Source organism: Paenisporosarcina sp. OV554 (assembly GCF_003058165.1).
Taxonomy (GTDB): domain Bacteria; phylum Bacillota; class Bacilli; order Bacillales_A; family Planococcaceae; genus Paenisporosarcina.
In genome coordinates this window covers 1-18985 of the sequence record NZ_QBUC01000031.1, presented here as the reverse complement: position 1 = coordinate 18985, position 18985 = coordinate 1, and the positions used below count along the sequence as shown (strand labels likewise).

The window sequence follows — 18985 nt, the reverse complement described above, 5'->3', positions numbered from 1 at the left end:
ATTAATTTCCCCTCTCAATATATGCCTGCCATATTTTCAACATCGGCACTGGCATCGGTACTTCTTTTATTTCTTCTATTGTTAACCACCTGCATGTATCTAATAGACTTTCTTCAATTGCATGTCCAACAAAACAATTCATTTCCCATGTTAAATGAGAAAAGACATGTTTGAAAGGGCCTAAATCAATTTCTTTTGAAAATGAAATACCATAACGGTCTTGCAATACAGGTATGGTATCCATTTCGTTTAATGCATGTTCAATCATTGGGAACTGATACATATTTGCTAATAGGCCTATTTCAGGTCTTTTTTCCATAAGAAATTGTTTTTTGTCATTTTGGGTAACATAGACATCATAGTGCAAAGCTTTAGTCTTTTTATTTTTTGTTTTTATTGGTAGATCATTTTGTTCTCCTGCGTAAAAAGCTGAACAATTTTCACGTACTGGACATAACAAACATTTAGGAGATGTCGGTGTACATATAATAGCACCTAACTCCATTAAGCCTTGATTGAAAGACGAGGGGTCTTGGGTATCAATGATTTCAGAAACGGCTTGTTCAAAAATTTTTCTTGTTTTTGGTTTAGCTATATCTTCTTTTATAAGAAGTACACGTGATAATACACGCATTACATTGCCATCAACTGCATGTTCAGGTCTGCCGTAAGCAATACTTAAAATAGCTCCAGCTGTATATGGTCCTACACCTTTTAATGTAGAAATTTCATCCCTAGTCTCAGGGACTACACTGTTGTAAGTTTCAACAACTTCTCTTACACCTGCTTGCAGATTTCTTGCACGTGAATAGTAGCCCAATCCTTCCCATTGCTTCAAGAGTTTTTCTTCATCAGCATTCGCTAATTCTTCCATCGTAGGGAAAGCTTCAATAAAGCGATTATAATAAGGGATGACTGTATCTACTCTCGTTTGTTGTAGCATGATTTCAGATACCCAAATTTTATAGGGATCAGAGGTTTCCCTCCAAGGTAGATTACGCTTTTCTTCCTTGTACCATTCAATTAAGGATTTTCGAAATGTGATTTTATTAAATTCACTCATTATACACCTACATTCTGTTGATTACTTGCTATGCATTTCGGGTATACCAAATTATAGCTAGTAATCAAACTAAGAAGTCTAGTCCGTTGTTATTTTAACAAAATTACCTTATGATGAACAAAATTATTCGGACATTCTCCGTCGAAGGAGTTGAAAAAGTTGGATACAGGTACTCATATAGTAATGGGGATTGCTTTAGGCGGACTTGCAATGATTGATCCGGTGGTTGCAAACCATTCAGTGACTGCAACCGCCGTTATAGCAGGAACCATTATAGGCTCACAAGCTCCAGATGTTGATACAGTATTAAAATTACGAAATAATGCAGTTTATATCCGCCACCATCGTGGCATTACCCATTCCATTCCTGCTGTACTGTTATGGCCACTAGCGATTGCAGGCGCTATTCACTTATTCGTACCAGCAGCAGATTTACTGCATCTGTGGTTATGGACTTTCTTAGCTGTATTTTTACACGTATTTGTCGACATTTTTAATTCTTATGGAACACAAGCTCTGCGACCTTTTTCATCAAAATGGGTTGCGCTAGGTGTGATAAACACTTTTGATCCAATTATTTTCGGATTACACATAGTTGCTTTGCTTTTCTGGGCGTTTGGTGCAAATTCGGTTTTCACCGTACTATTAATGTATGGAATAATTTTCTTCTATTATTTACTCAGATTTGCTGTCCAACATGCTGTTAGACATGCGGTTAGGAATACCATTCCAAGTGCTGAAGAAATCATTATTGCACCAACTATTCGATTTTTCCAGTGGCGAATTGCAGCTATTTCACAAACCCATCATTATGTAGGGAAAGCATATGGACGTTCGATTAATATTTATGATCGATTTGAACGTAAAGAAATTCCTGATTCACCACTTGTAAAAGCTGCGTTAAAAGATAAAAATTTACAAGCTTTTATATCATTTTCTCCGATTTATCGATGGGAAATTACAGAACATGAGCATGTATACGAAGTTCGTTTAATTGATTTACGCTACCGCAGTAACGATTATTATCCATTTGTTGCAGTTGCTCATTTAAATGAAGATTTGGAAATTCTTAATTCTTATACTGGTTGGATTTTCAGTGAGGACAAGCTTCATAAAAAATTAGACTTCATACCCAATTAGAAAAGACATTCTAAAATTAAAAAGTACACGACGCTACTTGTCGTGTACTTTTTAATTTGTATGGCATGTTAAAGAATCCTGTAGATATTGAAGAACCAATGAAAGAGTACATTTTCGCCTAGCATGCCGCACGAGCGTGAAGCTTGAGACCCACAAGTACGTAGTTTTCATACTTGTTGGCTCATGCGGAACGATCGGCTAGCGCAAATGTACGATAAAAAACATTATAGTTCAACAGAGCCTATTGTAAAGAATCGTCCTCAGTCTTTAGTAAATGAGCATATTTTGGATTATTTCCAGCAAACTCATGAATGCGATCGCCATAGCTATTAATCCATTGACGAATTACCTTTTCTGCTACTTCGGCACCTTTGTAATCATAACCTGCTTTTGCATACGATGATTCAAAGTCTGACCATAATAACTCAACCCAAACACGTGCTTTAGCGACTGACAACGCTTCGTTCTTCTCCGCAAGTTCCTGCACCAATTGTTCAATTCGTTCTTCTATTTTTTCGGCCATCTTATTTCCCCTCCTTTAAAGATTTCAACATGGAGATAGGTAATGCCTCAGCAAATTTATCTCCACCCATACGATAACCCCAAGCAAACCTACCTTTTAAGTAATCGACTTGAAAAAACACGCCTGGGTCTCCCTCTATTCGATATACTTCACCAGGGACAAACTGTGAAGGATCCACTAAATAGGCTTGAGCCATAATTGCTTTTCGCTCTAACACGGCATATTCATTTACATATCCAAGTTGACTAGCTTTCCTTGCTTTTTCAAGCAAATCAGCAATTTCTTGACGCAACTCTGATTCAATCATTTGGCTATATTTTTTTTCAATCGCCATCTTCTTCTAACTCCTTTTTTTCAATAAACATTTCGATTTGTTCAGATGGAAACCCTTTTAGATACAGGGCTTGTTTAACTCTATTTTTACGATCATAACCTGTGAATTTAACAGAAACTTTCCGCCAAATTTTATCTCCTTGATCGGCAATCATGTCTTCCCACTCATCTTCATCAGTATTAAATTCAATTCCTTCAATTACTTTGCTTATAATCGCATATGAGTACCCTTTGCGCAACAAGGTATCTTGAATTTTTTGTTTTACTTGTCTTGGGGTTTTAGATGATTGTTGATTGGCAATTTTTTCAGCCAATCCTTGTGCAACTTCAGTTTGGTCATCTTCAGTATACGTTTTGAGCACTTCCTCTTGTAACGATTTTTCGATTCCTTTTTTCTTTAATTCCTGTTGTATAGCACGTGGTCCCTTTTGACTTGTCTTCTTTTGTGTCTCGAGCAAAGCCTTTGAAAAAGATTCATCATTTAAAAATCCAAGATGGTACAACTTTTGAATGGCTTCTAAAACAACTGCTTCTCCGTATTCTGCATCGAGCAATTTCTTTTTCACTTCATGTTCGCTACGCATTCTAAAGCTTAAAAAATCAAGCGCTTTATTGAATGCTTTACGAACTTCATCGTCAAAGACAATTTCATCGCGTTCAAAGTCTTCGAGATCCTTGTCCTTCGATAATTGGTATTTTACAAGCAGTGATTCGTCTACTGCAAACGCATATTTTTCCTCTATATAAATATTGTAACGTTCAGGATTATTTTTTTGACGTGTTATTTTCGTGATAATTGCCACTTAACTCACCTCATATTCTCTTCATATTAAGTATACACATTATTGTTGGTACATTCATTTGAGTACACTTACTTAAGAACGGGTATTATACAATTACCATAGACGATGAAGGAGGACCAAAAATGAAAGTAGCAATCACTGGTGGTAGCGGTTTTGTGGGTAAAGAGATTACCAATCTATTAACCGAAAATGGACATGAAGTATATATTTTGACGCGATCTTCTAAGCCATCTAATGATTTAGTACATATGGTGAAATGGCTAGGTGACGGTGATAAACCTGAAGATCAGCTAAATGGAGTGGATGCTTGGATTAATTTAGCTGGGGCGTCCATTAATGAGGGGCGGTGGACTGAAGAACAAAAACAAAAAATTTATGACAGCAGAATGAAAGCTACAGACGAAGTCCTTCGTATTTTCGAGGCAGTATCAAAAAAACCAACTATTCTTGTAAATGCAAGTGCAATTGGCATCTACCCTCCATCTGAACAAGCAACCTATACAGAAAAGTCTTCCTCACGAGGTTCGGATTTTCTTGCCAAAACAGTTGAGGAATGGGAGAAGAAAGCATCCCAAGCTGAGCAATACGGAACTCGAGTAGCTTGTGGTCGTTTTGGCATCATTCTTGGTAAAGATGAAGGTGCACTTCCCTTAATGTCTCTACCCTATAAAATGGGGGTTGGAGGAAAAGTCGGTTCAGGAAATCAATGGGTATCCTGGGTTCACGTATCAGACGTTGCGAAAGCTTTACTCTATGCAATAGAAAATGAGAATTTTAAAGGTCCATTTAATGTTACCTCACCAGATTCGAAACAAATGAATGATTTCGGTAAGATTTTGGGAGATATATTAAACCGTCCACACTGGATTCCTGTTCCTTCCTTCGCATTAAAACTAGTCCTTGGAGACAAGAGTCAATTAGTGCTAGAAGGTCAACGAGTAATGCCTGACAAGTTGTTAACACATGGATTTAAATTTACTTATCCTGATTTACCTACTGCACTAAAAAATATATATGCATAAGATTTTCTAGAAAACGCAACCTATCGTAAAAGAAAGGTTGCGTTTTTATGTGGATAAAACATTTATTAGGAATTGTTGTTTCATGTGTAATTTTAACTGTCGGCATTTTATTAAATCCGTTTCAAGTGGAAGCTGAATCCTTGAACTGGGGATTTAAGAAAGGAGCTCAGGAAAAACCAGCCCAAGCTGGCAGTACATTTGATGAGCTCTTAAAAAAATATGGCGCACTTTATAAAGGTTCTCCTGATGAAAAAATCTTATACTTGACGTTCGACAATGGCTACGAAAATGGCTACACTGCTTCCATCCTAGATACCTTAAAGAAAGAAAAAGTTTCAGGAACTTTTTTTCTCACAGGTCATTATGTTGAAAGTGCTACAGATTTAGTAAATCGTATGATTAAGGAAGGCCATGAAATTGGAAATCATTCGTATGGACATCCGAATATGGCCAATTTATCCGAAGCTCAAATGAAAAATGAATGGGAAAAATTTGATCAGTTACTAGGTGAAAAAACAAGTGTTAATAAAACGCGTTTTGTACGTCCCCCTGAAGGTGTTTTCAGTGAAAAATTACTTGCTTATGGGAATGAACTTGGATATCGTCATATGTTTTGGTCGGTAGCGTTTATTGATTGGCATAGAGATCGCACACTTGGCAAAGCCTATGCTTACAACCATTTAATGAATCAAATTCATCCAGGTGCCATCATTTTGATGCACACAGTCTCCCCTGACAATGCAGCTGCTTTGCCTGACTTTATTCGAGATGCCAAAGCAAAAGGATATACATTTTCATCTTTAGACTCATTAGTTAATGGTACAAACGATTTCCCGTTGTCTTTCCATTAACTCGTCTGTCCTATATACTGTAATCACCAGTAGTAAAGGACGTGGAACATTTTGTCACAACAAACAATGATAGAAGTAGGTCAAAAATTCCCATTAACAATTAAGCGCCTAGGAATTAACGGAGAAGGCATTGGGTACTTTAAGCGCAATGTGGTCTTCGTTAAAGGCGCATTACCAGGAGAAGAAGTAACGGCTCAAGTACAAGTCGTCAAAAGTAACTTTGCAGAAGCAAACATTCTTCAAATTCGTAAAGCATCCCCTCACCGACAAGATGCACCTTGCCCAGTATATGAAGCGTGCGGCGGATGCCAATTGCAACATATGACATATCAACAACAGTTAATCGAAAAGCGCGATATGATTGTGCAATCTCTTGAACGTTATGTTAAAGATATCGCATCAAACATTGATGTTCGGCCTACAATAGGCATGGAAAACCCATGGCAATATAGAAATAAAAGCCAATTCCAAGTACGCAAAGTTGAAGACAAAGTTCATGCAGGCCTTTTTGCAGAAGGTACACATCAGCTACTAAACATTGATGAATGTATCGTCCAACACCCGAACACAACACGCATAACTAATGCAGTAAAACGAATATTAGAAAAGCTGAAAATTCCAATCTATGATGAAGAAACACGCAATGGTCTAGTGCGAACAATTGTAGTAAGAACTGGTATTCAAACTGGTGAGATCCAGTTGGTACTTATTACAACGCTTGCTGAATTGCCAAAACGCCAGCTACTTATTGATAAATTGATTGCGATTGATCCAGCAGTTGTGTCGATTGTTCAAAATGTTAATCCAAAGCAAACTTCTTTAATATTTGGAGAGCGTACAATTGTGCTTCATGGCAAAAAAACATTACATGAAGAATTAGGTGAACTTTCTTTTGATTTATCAGCACGTGCCTTTTTCCAATTAAACCCTGCACAAACTGTTCGTTTATATAACGAAATTAAATCTGCGGCGGCTTTAACTGGTCAAGAAAAAGTTGTGGATGCATATTGTGGTGTTGGTACGATTGGTCTGTGGCTAGCTAATGAGGCAAAAGAAATTAGGGGCATGGACATCGTCGGTGATAGCATTTATGATGCGAAGAAAAATGCAGCAAATCACGGATTTACACATGCGACTTATGAAACAGGAACGGCGGAAGAATGGCTTGCAACATGGAGCCGTGAAGGTTTTGTACCGGATGTATTAACCGTGGATCCTCCACGAACTGGATTAGCGGATAGTTTGTTAAAAACCATATTAAATGTCCGTCCAAAACGCTTTGTCTACACATCATGTAATCCGTCGACATTAGCGAAAGATTTGAGCGAGTTGCGCAAAGTGTATGACATTGAATATATTCAACCAGTTGATATGTTCCCACAAACTGCACAAATAGAAAGTGTCACTCTTTTGGTTCGAAAAAAGCTTTAAAATATAGTCATTAATTCCCTTTTCCACTATCAAGTTTTTCGAGCATGTTCATTTGAGCATGCTTTTTCTTTTTGTTTTAAATATAGGATTATTATTTTTATTTCTAGGGAATAACGACAATAAGTATTTGTAGGTTGGAGGAATTGTCATGAAGTGGAAGGGTCGAGGACAAAGTACAAACGTAGAAGATCGTCGAGGTAAAGGTATTGGAGCTGGAGGTTTAGGCATTGCCGGAGGTGGTATTGGCTTAGTCATCGTCATCATCGTGACTTTACTGGGCGGTGGAAATACTGGCGATTTACTGAATAATATTCAAGGTACTGATACAAATAACTCCACTCCATATGAAGAATCAAAAGATGAAAAAGAGCTCTCTCAATTCGTCTCGGTAGTGCTTGCGGATACTGAAAAAGTATGGACTGAGTTATTCAAAGAAAATGGAACAGATTATCAAGAACCGACAATGGTTTTGTATACAGATCAAGTTCAATCAGCATGCGGAACAGCTGGATCTGCAGTAGGACCGTTCTACTGTCCTGGAGATTATAAGCTTTACATCGATCTTAGTTTCTATGATGAACTGAATAAAAAATTTGAAGCACCTGGTGACTTCGCTATGGCTTATGTAATAGCACATGAAGTAGGACACCATGTTCAGACATTACTAGGTACTAACAAAGAAGTCATGGCTCTCCGAGATCAAATGAGTAAGGAAGATTTTAATAAATATTTAATCAGACTTGAATTACAGGCTGATTACTATGCTGGCGTCTTTGCACATTATGCAGAGGGCCAAGGTTATTTGGAAGTAGGAGATGTTGAAGAAGCCATAACAGCTGCTAGTGCTGTCGGAGATGACAACATTCAAAAGAAAACGCAAGGCTATGTAGTTCCAGACAGCTTTACACATGGTACGTCAGAACAACGTATGCGCTGGTTCAAAAAAGGCTATGATTCTGGAACGATTGAAGGTGGAGATACATTCAAAGCTAAAGATTTGTAAACGCTCAGGTTGCAAAAAAGCTAAACTCAAACAGGAAGTACAACCGATTTTCACATCGAATGTACTTCCTGTTTTTTCGGTTTAATTAAACTCAAAAAACTTAACGACAACAAAAATAACGAGACGAGCCATAAAAAACTAAAACCCTCAAAAAATTGTAAAAAGACTCCGCCCATAAATGGTCCTGTTAAACTTCCAATACTGAAGAAAATTCCACATAATAAATTTCCTGTTGGCAATAATGCTTTAGGAGTCAAATCTGTCATATACGAAATCCCAAGTGAAAACGTTGAACCGACAAACAAACCTGCTAGAAGAAATGCAAAAACAAGTGTCCACATATTATGCTCTAGCAACGCGGCAAAACTAAAAGAAAACGCTCCGCCAAATAGTGCAAAAAGCACGACTTTTCTTCTTCCGATTCGATCACTTAAGGCACCTAAAGGTAACTGCGACAAAATCCCTCCAGTTGAAAATGCCGCTAAAATAATCGACACCATTGATAGATTGAAATCATTTCGTAGTGCATAAACCGGGAAAATGGCATGTAAACTGGACTCCAAAAAACCGTAACTAAACGGAGGAATAAAAGCTACCCACGCAAACCCTATAGTTGCACCAAAACGTGCCCACGTCCCTCGCATCGTCGATGTCTCATGCATATGTCCCGGAAAATCATTATCAATTAAAAACACCAACGACCATGCAGCTAAACATAAAATCCCTGAAACAATAAAGGGTAGTCCTTCATAGATGGATACGAGTGGCAAAAACAACGGACCTGCTGCAAATCCAATCCCAAAAGACAAGCCGTACAAGGCAATATTACGCCCTAATCGTTCTTTAGGTGAAAAACTTGTAATCCAAGTTTGTGTAGAAAAATGAAGTGCGTGGTCCCCTATTCCAATAAATAATCGCAAAATGAACCAAAAAACAACGCTTTTCCATAATGGGAATAATAATAACGAAATAAAGACCAACAGACCTCCGACAATGATGATTGGTTTATAACCAAATCTACGTAGAGGCTGTTCCATAAACGGTGATATAAGAAGTGTCCCGATATATAATCCCGTTGCATTCAATCCATTCAATGAAGAAGAAAGCCCGTCTTGTTCGAAAATAATTGAAATAAGTGGCAACAACATTCCTTGTGAGAAACCTGAGATGGACACAATAGCTACTAAAATCCAAAATCTTCTTTTCTCTACAGCTGTAAATTGATTCATGGTGGTCCTCCTACAGACAAGTTGAAATCATATTCATTTCAACCAAGTTTCGGTACAATTCTACCATATAGGAGGGACAAACGTTGAAATATATTATGACTGAAAATGGTTTTGAATCAGCTTTGGATTTTGGCACGTTAACGATTTCGAGTGACGAAACAAAAGGGTTTAGACCTTATCAACTACTGGTTTCGTCTCTAGTTGGCTGTAGTGGAGGTGTCCTTCGAAAAGTCTGCGAGAAAATGCGTATGCCAGTTGAGGAAATGGAAATCGATGTGTTAGAAGTTATTCGAAATCCTGAGGAAGCGAGTCGACTTGAAAAAGTTCATATCCATTTTAAACTTAAAGGATCAAATCTCAATTCAACTAAAATGGAACGCGGCGATGACTCTTACGAAGAAAAATTGTTCAATGGTTCGTTCTGTTGATCAATCGATGGAAGTCATAGAAACTTTTGAAATTCTTTAGACAATGTCAAAGGCTCAGTCGATGATCTGCGAACAGATAATTGGCTGAGCCTTCTAAATATCACTAATATCTAATTGAGTATCCATATATCGATTCACGGCTGTTTTGCCGGTGAAATATTCGAACCCCCTCCTTCTAAATGGTTGATTGGTTTCGACTATTCACTACGGCCTCCCCTCTCCTGTTGAAGTAAGTTTACTTTAACACGTTAATTGATTTTTGTAAATATTCAAAATACAAATAATATTAAAATATTTCTAAAGTCCTACTCAAAGTTGAAAAATGATGGAAAATGGGCTACGATGGATTGGTAAAGCGAGGTGTCTCACATGGGCAAGTCTATATCGGACAATGACCAACAAGTTACATACTTAAAAGAACGTCTTCACATTTTCTTAGAAGTATTAGATTCAATTGAACCAGAAACGACTAAACTTGAAGATATTGATCGCTTAATCGCGATGATGGATGATTTAGAACTTAAAATGGAACAATTTAAAAAGTCTAAATAAGTTATGATTTAGAGAGTGCCTCCTGGCGCTCTCTTTTTCTATGTAGGTGGTTTGTGACCATTCGGTACGAGTTTGTGGACTATTCAAATGAGATTTCCGACCACTCACAGACTGTTTTCACCCACTCAAATGAGATTTCCGACCACTCACATATGTTTTCCGCCCACTCAAATTAGTTTTCCGACCATTCATCTCCAAACGTACATGATTCCGCTGAGAAATACACAAGGCATGTTTACTTCCCCGCTCCACCGCTTTATTTCATTCCTTTTTTTCGCTTCTTGAAAGGAGTATAATGATGAGTGGAATTATTAATGAAAAGGGGTTTAACTCACATGTATTTAGAAACATTGGAAAAAAGCATATATGATTTAATTACTGAAACATCTACGAATTTGCCGAAAGATGTACGTCGTGCAGTCAGTAAAGCAAAAGCGGCTGAAAATGCTGGAACTCGTGCAGCGATGAGTTTAGATACTATTGCAACAAATATTCAAATGGCTGACGATAATGTTTCACCCATCTGTCAAGATACAGGTATGCCTACATTTAAAATAAAAACTCCAATTGGTGTTAATCAATTAGAAATTAAAGCGGCAATCAGACGTGCAATTGTTACGGCTACGAAAGACTCTAAATTGCGACCAAATGCTGTTGATTCGTTAACTGGCGAAAACAGTGGCGACAACTTAGGTGAAGGTGTTCCAGTTGTAAAGTTTGAACAATGGGAAAAGGATTACATAGAAATGAAGCTCATTCTTAAAGGCGGCGGTTGTGAAAACAAAAACATTCAATATAGCCTGCCTGCTGAGCTGGAAGGAATCGGTCGTGCTGGACGTGACTTAGATGGCATTCGTAAATGTATTCTTCATTCTGTTTATCAAGCACAAGGACAAGGTTGCTCAGCCGGATTCATTGGTGTAGGAATTGGTGGCGATCGTGCCTCTGGATATGATTTAGCTAAAGAACAATTATTCCGATCAGTTGATGATGTAAATCCACATGCACAACTTTCTGAACTTGAAGAATATATTGTTGAGAAAGCAAATACACTTGGAATTGGCACAATGGGTTTTGGTGGAGAAGCTACTTTACTAGGTTGCAAGATTGGTGTCATGCACCGAATTCCAGCGAGTTTCTTTGTATCAGTTGCTTATAACTGTTGGGCTTACCGTCGTTTAGCAATTAATATTAACCCGACGACAGGCGAAATTGACGATTGGCAATATCAAGATGGTGAAAAAGTAGAGTTCAAAGATGATGATGCCGACAAATCACCTGATGAAGCAGCTTCTCGAATTGTTGAACTTCGTGCGCCAATTAGTGAAGAAGAAATTCGCAAATTACAAGTTGGCGATGTTGTTAAAATCAGTGGCATGATGTACACAGGTCGTGATGCAATTCATAAATATCTGTCTGATCACGATGCACCACTAGACTTAAATGGTCAAATTATTTATCACTGTGGCCCTGTTGTGTCAAAAGACGAAGAAGGTAATTATCACATTAAGGCTGCTGGCCCTACCACGTCAATTCGAGAAGAGCCGTATCAAGGCGACATTATGAAAAAATTTGGTATTCGAGCTGTTATGGGTAAAGGTGGCATGGGACCAAAAACACTTGCTGCGCTTAACGAACATGGTGGCGTCTACTTAAATGCTATCGGTGGAGCTGCTCAATACTATGCGGATTGTATTAAAGGCGTAGAAGGCGTAGATTTGATGCAGTTCGGTATTCCTGAAGCTATGTGGCATTTACGTGTTGAAGACTTCACAGCGGTAGTTACAATGGATTCACACGGCAATAGTTTACATGCAGATGTGGATAAATCTTCTCTTGAGAAATTAGCACAATACAGTGATCGTGTCTTTAAATAATTAACTCGATTGCATTCTATAAATCTTCTATGTTATAATAATTCTAAACTAATAATAATTATCGAAATGCTGGTATTCCCTGTGGGAGTGCCAGCTTTTCGCACATTAATAGGGTTGTGATATTGACTATCATTATCAGGAGGAATGAACATGGAAGCAATTAAACAATATGATTCTTCAACGATTCTTAGCCGCTTAAATCCGCATCGCGAGTTAATGGCAGCCGTTTTTTCTGGGGTGTTAATAATTTTTGCTTGGTATGTAGGTAGAAGTGATGAAAATTCATTATCCATAGCTTTATATTTACTTGCCTTTTTAATTGGAGGATATGCGCAAGCAAAAGAAGGAATTTTGCATACTATTCAGCGGAAAGAGCTAAACGTAGAATTACTAATGATTATTGCGGCAATCGGTTCATCAATTATTGGTTATTGGACTGAAGGCGCTATACTTATCTTTATTTTTTCTTTGAGTGGTGCCCTTGAAACTTACACGATGAACAAAAGTAAAAAGGAATTATCTAGTTTGATGAATCTACAGCCTGAAGAGGCGTGGCTATTAGATGCAAACGGCCAATCTAGTCGCGTCCATGTTAAAAATCTACAGGTAGGAAATCGGTTACTTGTCAAACCCGGCGATCGCATACCAGTTGATGGACTGATTATCACTGGGAGTACTTCTGTTGATGAAGCTGCTATTAGTGGTGAATCAATTCCCGTTTATAAACACACAGGAGATGAGTTATTTGCGGGAACTGTAAATTTAAATGGCGTTTTAACAATTGAAATGAAGAAAACAAGCAGTGAATCGTTAGTACAAAAAATCATTAAACTTGTTCAATCTGCTCAAAGCGAAAAATCACCAACCCAACAATTTATTGAGCGGTTTGAAGGTAAATATGTAAAAATTGTTCTAATTACTGTTGGATTAATGTTGTTCCTCCCCCACTTTATATTTGGTTGGGATTGGACTACAACATTCTATCGTGCGATGGTTTTACTTGTTGTTGCATCACCATGTGCACTAGTTGCTTCCATTATGCCTGCGACGCTTGCAGCCATATCAAACGGAGCAAAAAATGGCTTGTTATTTAAAGGTGGGGTTCACTTAGAGAATATTGGTAATTTGAAAGCAATAGCCCTTGATAAAACTGGGACTCTCACACAAGGAAAACCTATAGTTACAGATTTCATCGTTCGGGCTGGATTAGATGAACAGTCTGTATTAACAACTTTAGCGAGCATAGAATCTCAATCCACACACCCTCTCGCTAAAGCCATAACATCATTTGCTGTCACGAAGGGTGTTACTACCTTTCCTATATCAATAATGGAAGATGTACCAGGTTGGGGAATCAAAGCGAATATTGATTCGAAAGAGTGGAAAGTTGGTAAGAGAACATTTGTGGGATCTAATGAGGCTAAGTTGTTTCAAAATGATGTAGCCCTTCGTTTAGAAGAACAAGGAAAAACGGTCATATTCACTGCAGACCAAGACGGAATCATCGCAGTGGTTGCGCTTAAGGATACTGTTCGACCTGAATCAAAAGAAGCTATTTCGTTATTGCGAAAAGCTGGTATTTATACAATTATGTTGACGGGTGATAATGAACGGACGGCAAAAGTCATTGCAGAAGAAGCTGGAGTTGATGACTATATCGCGGAATGTTTACCAGAAACAAAGGTCACACAGATGAAAGAACTTCTCGCTAAATATGGAAACGTCGGAATGGTTGGTGATGGCATTAATGATGCACCAGCTTTAGCTACAGCCACTCTTGGTATCGCAATGGGTCAAGGTACCGACGTTGCACTAGAGACAGCAGATGTAGCACTAATGAAAGATGATCTATCACGCATAACGTACGCGATCGATTTGTCTCGAAAAATGAATCGTATTGTAAAACAAAATGTCTTTTTCTCAATATCGATAATTGTTCTTTTAATTATTAGCAATTTCTTTCAAATTATCAATTTGCCCCTTGGTGTCATCGGCCATGAAGGCAGCACGATTCTTGTCATACTAAACGGTTTACGTTTACTTAATATCAAATAAAAAGCAGGAGCTTCTATATGACAGCTCCTGCTTTTTTCATTGCTGATTTTTCTTTACGCTCTTGCATTACGGCATTAATTTGCCCACCGACCATTAAAATGATTCCCGAGAAATATAACCACATCATTAGGACGATAATTCCACCTATACTTCCATAAGTTGCAGAGTAATTAGCAAAACTACTAACATATAACGAAAATCCTAGTGATACTAGAATCCATCCTAATGTAGCAAATATTGCTCCTGGAATCACACTTTTCAAGTATAATTTACGGTTTGGCGCAATCCAATATAACAGCATAAATACTACAAAAATCATAACTGGTGGTATTGTCCATCTAATACTATTCCAAACATTCAAGAAGCCTTGCTCGTATCCAAAGTACGAGAACAAGAATGTGCCAATTTGTTCGCCAAATACAGGCAATACTAAAGCTATGACGAATAATGTAATAAGTAATAGAGTGAAAATGACTGAAATACCTCTCGCTATAAAGTAAGGTCTGGTTTCTTCAAGGCTATAAGAACGATTAAGTGACTTAGTCAGGGCATTCATGCCGTTTGATGCAGACCATATGGTGGCGAATATCCCAATTGATAATAAACCGCCATTTCGATCGTTAAGAACTTCATCTAATGTACCTTCGATAAGTGTATAAACTTCAACAGGTGCATATGTACGTAAAATATTAAAAAGCTGGTCTTCTTGTAAATTTAAATAGGGTAATAGTGTCACCATAAAAATCAACAATGGAAAAAGTGCTAATAAGAAAAAGAAGGCAAGTTGTGCACCTAAAGCCGTCACATCGACATATTGAATACGTGCTAATAATTCTTGAAAGAATCCTTTTGATGATGTTACATCAAAAGGATAATCAGGACCTTTACGTTTCTTTTTTTTAAATTGCATTAATTTTAATTTACTTAAGAAATTAGATGAAGAGCGGGATTTTTGGCTGCCTCTCGGTTGAATAGGTTTGTCTTCGATCGCCATTTAATCATTCCCTTTCTTGAGTGAATTTTTTCTCATCATACACATGCTCAGGTAGCAATGGCATTTCGAAATCATCTTCTTCATTTTTTACAATGGATTTATATTCTTCTTTAGAGTGGACAAATGCATCTTTAGTATCTGTTACAAGTGTCTTCACTTGTGGAGTCAATTCTTTTATTTCTTCAACTTTGTCAGTAATATATTGTGCATCTTGTGTAAATTGATTATATACAGTTTGAAGCTTATCTGCTTTTTCTTGTAATTTCAGTTTTAAGTCTTCACGATTTTTCGAATAATACCTAACATCATAAGATACTGTTTTCAATCTAAATTTAACATCTTCACGTGTTGCACGATCAAACAAACTTATTCCTGCACCTGCAATTGCTCCAACTAGCATACCTTTGACAAATTTACTTTCACTCATTAATAAAACCTCCCAAGATTAAATTTCAATGTGCTTTAATATACCCTTCTCTGCGCATATTAAAACAATTCCTTACTTTAATTTGACAATTTTTCTGTACCATGAAATGATTAACCATAATGTTTGAAAGGCAGGAATCGCAAATGAACTTAACTCAACCATCTCAAGAAAATGTAGAATACATGATTGACCAAATAAAGGAAAAACTTCGTATGGTCAATGTAGACGCTATGAAATCCGATAATTTTGATGACTCTCAATATGAAGAATTGTACGATTTGTACTCTATGGTTAAAAAACGTTCTACTTTTAGTCCAAGTGAAATGCAAGCCATCGCTTCTGAACTGGGATCATTACGTAAATAAGCAGGAAAAATCCTTTAGCTCATGCTAAAGGATTTTTTAATATTGAACCACTTACCAACTTCCCTCTTGAATGATTTTCTGTATACCTAAAAACTCAAAATTTGCATCATCGCCCCATTGTTCCATTTGCCCCTTGTGAGGTAATGGATGTAAATTTTCATGACTTGTTTGTGCAACTGTGTCTGCATGTTTTTCTGAGTCAAAATGATTGCAGTTCCTGTTACGCATCATGTCTGGATACGTAAGTAAACTAGGTATATGTAATTCCATCATTTCTTTCAATATAACACCTGAAGATGATTCTGCTTTAGGTCGTGGTAGCTTCCACATAGCTTCAGTTTTATATCGCTTACGGCTCATTGGTTTTAAGTGACCAATCGATACTCCAACATTAGTCCATTGATTAAGCAGAATTTCATCTATCTGATAAGCATCTGCAACGTCTGCAACTTTTACCCCGCGCTCAAAGGCTTTAAATAAATCTAGTTCATACCCTACATATGCATGCCAGGAATATAAAAAAAGGACATTACGTTTCATCCATAAACGTGCTTTAAACATTTTCATTACATCAATCATTGTCATCCCTCCCATCTTTATATTCTCTTATGTAAATACACGTAAGGATTAAGCCATAAACCTGCCAATGTGCTACAAAACACCGTTGAGAGTTCTCAACGGTGTTCATTAATTACATCTGGTATTGGATTTGAGGGTACTGTTTAATAATTGCTAACGAAATTTCGTCTGCCATCTCCAAAGCCTGCCTTTCAATTTCATCAAACGTATTTATTGATGATGGATAGTCTTTTTGAAGCAAGAACACCGTTTCTTTTTTGGTTAAGTCCAAGTGTTCGTAAAACATCTCTCTCATATCTTGCTGTGAGATATAAGGGTTGATAGAACTTAAAAAGTTAACAATGTCATCTGCATTGGCATGCCATTTTTTATCGATAGACTCAAAACTTTGCATGTCTCCGGCTTTAGCCGCCTTTACCAAATCTGCAGCGATGACTAAATGGTCTTTAATCAAAGCGCTATATTGGTCTCCTAATTGTTCACCATAGAAAGGTTTAAGTGCGTTCCCCATATCAGGAGCATTTCTTAATAATCGTGTTAATACTGCATCTAAATCTGCTGAATCATTAATCAAACTCGTAATAACAATTCTTGTCCAGTAGACATGTTGTTCCCAAAGTAACCGCATCGTATTTCGTAACTCAAGTTCAGCGCGACTAATACAAGGCGTGTAGTAAATTCCTGTTGGATAAACGTAATACATTACATACCTCCAATTCGTAATCTATATATATTATTCTGGATGCTCAATTGTGGTACCTAAATTAATCAAAATCCAACTCAAGTATTGGAAGCGTTATCACATTGACTGTCCGTTGAATAATTTTATTTTCATTAAATATTGTTATATTCTTTCGTTACTCGAACTTTGCAATTGATTTACTCCTTAGAATATTGCTACTATAGAATTAGCTTGTATAAAAAAGGAGATAACCTAATGACATCTTTTAATGAAAATTTAACTAAATATGCTGAGTTAGCTGTTAAAGTGGGAGTAAATATTCAAAAGGGACAAAGTTTATATATTACGGCTTCAATTGATAATCCTGAGTTCGTTCGTTTATTAACAAAAACGGCTTATGAAGTTGGTGCAAAACAAGTATATGTTGACTGGACAGACGACGTGATTACACGTACACGTTTTGAGCTTGCTCCAAGTGAATCATTCACAGAATATCCAGCTTGGAAAATACAAGAACGTGAACAACTAGCTGAACAAGGTGCAGCATTTATGAGCGTAGTGTCTTCAAGCCCAGATTTATTAAAAGGCATTGATTCTTCTCGCATTGCGGCATTCCAAAAAGCGGCTGGAACAGCCTTATCAAAATATCGTCAATATGTTCAGTCTGACAAAATTAGCTGGACTGTTATTGCTGCACCATCTAAATCATGGGCAGCTAAAGTATTCCCTGAGCTAGCTGAAGATCAACAAATATCTGCATTATGGGATGCAATCTTTAAAGCGGTTCGTGCGGATGTCGAGTCTCCTATCGAGGCTTGGTCGAAACACGATGACACACTACATGAAAAAGTGGATTACTTAAACGAAAAGAACTATCTCAAATTGCATTACACTGCTCCTGGAACGGATCTTACAATTGAACTTCCTAAAGGTCACTTATGGTGTGGAGCTGGAAGTGTTAATGAAAAAGGCGAAACATTCATGGCAAACATGCCTACTGAAGAAGTATTTACAGTTCCTTTGAAAACGGGTGTAGATGGAGTTGTTTCTAGTACAAAACCATTAAGCTATGGAGGGAACATCATAGACAATTTCAAAATCACTTTTGAAAAAGGACGTATCGTAAAAGTAGAAGCGGCTGAAGGACAAGAAGTATTACAACAATTAGTAGATACAGATGAAGGCGCGAAGTATTTAGGAGAAGTTGCTTTAGTTCCTCATCATTCCCCTATTTCAGAGTCAGGATTACTATTCTATAACACTTTATATGATGAAAACGCGTCGAATCATTTAGCAATCGGTAGCGCCTATGCATTCTGTTTAGAAGGCGGGAAAAAAATGTCACAAGAAGAGTTAAAAGAAAACGGCTTAAATGAAAGTATTACACATGTTGACTTCATGATTGGATCAGATCAAATGGACATCGACGGGATTTTAGAAGATGGATCTAAAGAACCTATCTTCCGTAGTGGAAACTGGGCGTTTTAATTAGGCAAAATATATTAATTCAAAAAGCAGCCTTCCTAGGAAGGCTGCTTCAGATTGTAGACAAAAGGGGTTCGGAATGGTCTCATTCCGAACCCCTTTTTTAATTTTTATTGGATTTGAATCAATTATTGAGAATAGTA

At 37.3% G+C, this 18985-nt stretch carries 19 protein-coding genes and 1 pseudogene; 11 read left to right on the top strand and 9 right to left on the bottom strand.

The features are described 5' to 3' along the window. Nucleotide 1: 1 nt before the first annotated feature. Complete coding sequence (mutY, locus tag C8K15_RS18010) at nt 2-1063, bottom strand: A/G-specific adenine glycosylase (protein ID WP_108587809.1); 1062 nt, start codon at nt 1061-1063, stop codon at nt 2-4. Nucleotides 1064-1222: 159 nt separating this feature from the next. Between mutY and C8K15_RS18005 the strand changes: the two genes are divergently transcribed. Continuing rightward, nucleotides 1223-2203: a metal-dependent hydrolase gene (locus C8K15_RS18005; protein ID WP_108587808.1), complete on the top strand. Its 981-nt coding sequence runs from the start codon at nt 1223-1225 to the stop codon at nt 2201-2203. 241 nt (nt 2204-2444) lie between these two features. On the opposite strand, the gene C8K15_RS18000 is transcribed toward C8K15_RS18005, so the two are convergent. The 3 genes from C8K15_RS18000 to recX are packed head-to-tail and all read right to left on the bottom strand — an operon-like array spanning nt 2445 to nt 3862. Next, on the bottom strand, nt 2445-2714 hold the full coding sequence (locus C8K15_RS18000) for a YfhJ family protein (protein WP_108587827.1): 270 nt from the start codon (nt 2712-2714) through the stop codon (nt 2445-2447). Nucleotides 2715-2727: 13 nt separating this feature from the next. After that, nucleotides 2728-3060, bottom strand: a complete 333-nt coding sequence (locus tag C8K15_RS17995) for a YfhH family protein (protein WP_108587807.1) — start codon at nt 3058-3060, stop codon at nt 2728-2730. Further along, nucleotides 3050-3862 carry a recombination regulator RecX gene (recX, locus tag C8K15_RS17990; protein ID WP_108587806.1) on the bottom strand — a complete coding sequence of 271 codons (813 nt, stop codon included), beginning with the start codon at nt 3860-3862 and terminating at the stop codon, nt 3050-3052. The genes C8K15_RS17995 and recX overlap by 11 nt, the downstream gene beginning before the upstream one ends. Before the next feature lie 122 nt (nt 3863-3984). Between recX and C8K15_RS17985 the strand changes: the two genes are divergently transcribed. The 4 genes from C8K15_RS17985 to ypfJ all read left to right on the top strand — a co-directional run bounded on the left by C8K15_RS17985 (nt 3985) and on the right by ypfJ (nt 8169). Beyond that, on the top strand, nt 3985-4884 hold the full coding sequence (locus tag C8K15_RS17985) for a TIGR01777 family oxidoreductase (RefSeq protein ID WP_108587805.1): 900 nt from the start codon (nt 3985-3987) through the stop codon (nt 4882-4884). 47 nt (nt 4885-4931) lie between these two features. Next, the gene (locus C8K15_RS17980; protein ID WP_108587804.1) at nt 4932-5735 is read left to right on the top strand and encodes a polysaccharide deacetylase family protein; all 804 of its coding nucleotides are present in this window, start codon (nt 4932-4934) and stop codon (nt 5733-5735) included. 51 nt (nt 5736-5786) lie between these two features. Next, the gene (gene rlmD / locus C8K15_RS17975; protein ID WP_108587803.1) at nt 5787-7166 is read left to right on the top strand and encodes a 23S rRNA (uracil(1939)-C(5))-methyltransferase RlmD; all 1380 of its coding nucleotides are present in this window, start codon (nt 5787-5789) and stop codon (nt 7164-7166) included. Nucleotides 7167-7314: 148 nt separating this feature from the next. Continuing rightward, complete coding sequence (gene ypfJ, locus C8K15_RS17970) at nt 7315-8169, top strand: KPN_02809 family neutral zinc metallopeptidase (RefSeq protein WP_108587802.1); 855 nt, start codon at nt 7315-7317, stop codon at nt 8167-8169. A gap of 50 nt (nt 8170-8219) precedes the next feature. Here the strand turns inward: ypfJ and C8K15_RS17965 are convergent, their stop codons facing one another. Continuing rightward, a complete protein-coding gene (locus tag C8K15_RS17965; RefSeq protein WP_108587801.1) occupies nt 8220-9398 on the bottom strand; it encodes an MFS transporter in 1179 nt (392 codons plus the stop codon). An 83-nt stretch (nt 9399-9481) separates the two neighbouring features. Here C8K15_RS17965 and C8K15_RS17960 point away from each other — a divergent pair. From C8K15_RS17960 to C8K15_RS17945, 4 genes and pseudogenes are all read left to right on the top strand, one after another. After that, nucleotides 9482-9866: pseudogene (locus C8K15_RS17960) on the top strand (OsmC family protein). Between the two features lie 329 nt (nt 9867-10195). After that, on the top strand, nt 10196-10378 hold the full coding sequence (locus C8K15_RS17955) for an SE1561 family protein (RefSeq protein ID WP_108587800.1): 183 nt from the start codon (nt 10196-10198) through the stop codon (nt 10376-10378). A 335-nt stretch (nt 10379-10713) separates the two neighbouring features. Further along, nucleotides 10714-12255 carry a fumarate hydratase gene (locus tag C8K15_RS17950; protein ID WP_108587799.1) on the top strand — a complete coding sequence of 514 codons (1542 nt, stop codon included), beginning with the start codon at nt 10714-10716 and terminating at the stop codon, nt 12253-12255. A gap of 144 nt (nt 12256-12399) precedes the next feature. Next, entirely contained in the window at nt 12400-14310 is a 1911-nt protein-coding gene (locus C8K15_RS17945; protein WP_108587798.1) for a heavy metal translocating P-type ATPase, read from the top strand. 13 nt (nt 14311-14323) lie between these two features. Here the strand turns inward: C8K15_RS17945 and C8K15_RS17940 are convergent, their stop codons facing one another. Both C8K15_RS17940 and C8K15_RS17935 read right to left on the bottom strand, forming a co-directional pair. Continuing rightward, nucleotides 14324-15304 (bottom strand): YihY/virulence factor BrkB family protein, encoded by a 981-nt coding sequence (locus C8K15_RS17940; protein ID WP_108587797.1) that lies wholly within the window; start codon nt 15302-15304, stop codon nt 14324-14326. Between the two features lie 4 nt (nt 15305-15308). Next, complete coding sequence (locus C8K15_RS17935) at nt 15309-15731, bottom strand: YtxH domain-containing protein (RefSeq protein WP_108587796.1); 423 nt, start codon at nt 15729-15731, stop codon at nt 15309-15311. A gap of 143 nt (nt 15732-15874) precedes the next feature. On the opposite strand from C8K15_RS17935, the gene C8K15_RS17930 reads away from it, so the two are divergent. Beyond that, nucleotides 15875-16096 carry a DUF1128 domain-containing protein gene (locus tag C8K15_RS17930; RefSeq protein ID WP_108587795.1) on the top strand — a complete coding sequence of 74 codons (222 nt, stop codon included), beginning with the start codon at nt 15875-15877 and terminating at the stop codon, nt 16094-16096. 51 nt (nt 16097-16147) lie between these two features. On the opposite strand, the gene C8K15_RS17925 is transcribed toward C8K15_RS17930, so the two are convergent. After that, a complete protein-coding gene (locus tag C8K15_RS17925) occupies nt 16148-16675 on the bottom strand; it encodes a hypothetical protein (RefSeq protein WP_108587794.1) in 528 nt (175 codons plus the stop codon). 112 nt (nt 16676-16787) lie between these two features. Continuing rightward, nucleotides 16788-17378 (bottom strand): acetylglutamate kinase, encoded by a 591-nt coding sequence (locus tag C8K15_RS17920; protein ID WP_108587793.1) that lies wholly within the window; start codon nt 17376-17378, stop codon nt 16788-16790. 234 nt (nt 17379-17612) lie between these two features. Here C8K15_RS17920 and C8K15_RS17915 point away from each other — a divergent pair, with 234 nt between their 5' ends. After that, nucleotides 17613-18845 (top strand): aminopeptidase, encoded by a 1233-nt coding sequence (locus tag C8K15_RS17915; protein ID WP_108587792.1) that lies wholly within the window; start codon nt 17613-17615, stop codon nt 18843-18845. Nucleotides 18846-18985: the final 140 nt, after the last annotated feature.

What these genes read in the sequence shown, in the direction of transcription:
- mutY (WP_108587809.1), bottom strand. Translation starts at nt 1,063, where the DNA reads ATGAGTGAATTTAATAAAATCACATTTCGAAAATCCTTAATTGAATGG.
- C8K15_RS17995 (WP_108587807.1), bottom strand. Translation starts at nt 3,060, where the DNA reads ATGGCGATTGAAAAAAAATATAGCCAAATGATTGAATCAGAGTTGCGT.
- C8K15_RS17985 (WP_108587805.1), top strand. Translation starts at nt 3,985, where the DNA reads ATGAAAGTAGCAATCACTGGTGGTAGCGGTTTTGTGGGTAAAGAGATT.
- C8K15_RS17980 (WP_108587804.1), top strand. Translation starts at nt 4,932, where the DNA reads ATGTGGATAAAACATTTATTAGGAATTGTTGTTTCATGTGTAATTTTA.
- ypfJ (WP_108587802.1), top strand. Translation starts at nt 7,315, where the DNA reads ATGAAGTGGAAGGGTCGAGGACAAAGTACAAACGTAGAAGATCGTCGA.
- C8K15_RS17965 (WP_108587801.1), bottom strand. Translation starts at nt 9,398, where the DNA reads ATGAATCAATTTACAGCTGTAGAGAAAAGAAGATTTTGGATTTTAGTA.
- C8K15_RS17955 (WP_108587800.1), top strand. Translation starts at nt 10,196, where the DNA reads ATGGGCAAGTCTATATCGGACAATGACCAACAAGTTACATACTTAAAA.
- C8K15_RS17950 (WP_108587799.1), top strand. Translation starts at nt 10,714, where the DNA reads ATGTATTTAGAAACATTGGAAAAAAGCATATATGATTTAATTACTGAA.
- C8K15_RS17945 (WP_108587798.1), top strand. Translation starts at nt 12,400, where the DNA reads ATGAACATGGAAGCAATTAAACAATATGATTCTTCAACGATTCTTAGC.
- C8K15_RS17940 (WP_108587797.1), bottom strand. Translation starts at nt 15,304, where the DNA reads ATGGCGATCGAAGACAAACCTATTCAACCGAGAGGCAGCCAAAAATCC.
- C8K15_RS17935 (WP_108587796.1), bottom strand. Translation starts at nt 15,731, where the DNA reads ATGAGTGAAAGTAAATTTGTCAAAGGTATGCTAGTTGGAGCAATTGCA.
- C8K15_RS17930 (WP_108587795.1), top strand. Translation starts at nt 15,875, where the DNA reads ATGAACTTAACTCAACCATCTCAAGAAAATGTAGAATACATGATTGAC.
- C8K15_RS17925 (WP_108587794.1), bottom strand. Translation starts at nt 16,675, where the DNA reads ATGATTGATGTAATGAAAATGTTTAAAGCACGTTTATGGATGAAACGT.
- C8K15_RS17920 (WP_108587793.1), bottom strand. Translation starts at nt 17,378, where the DNA reads ATGTATTACGTTTATCCAACAGGAATTTACTACACGCCTTGTATTAGT.
- C8K15_RS17915 (WP_108587792.1), top strand. Translation starts at nt 17,613, where the DNA reads ATGACATCTTTTAATGAAAATTTAACTAAATATGCTGAGTTAGCTGTT.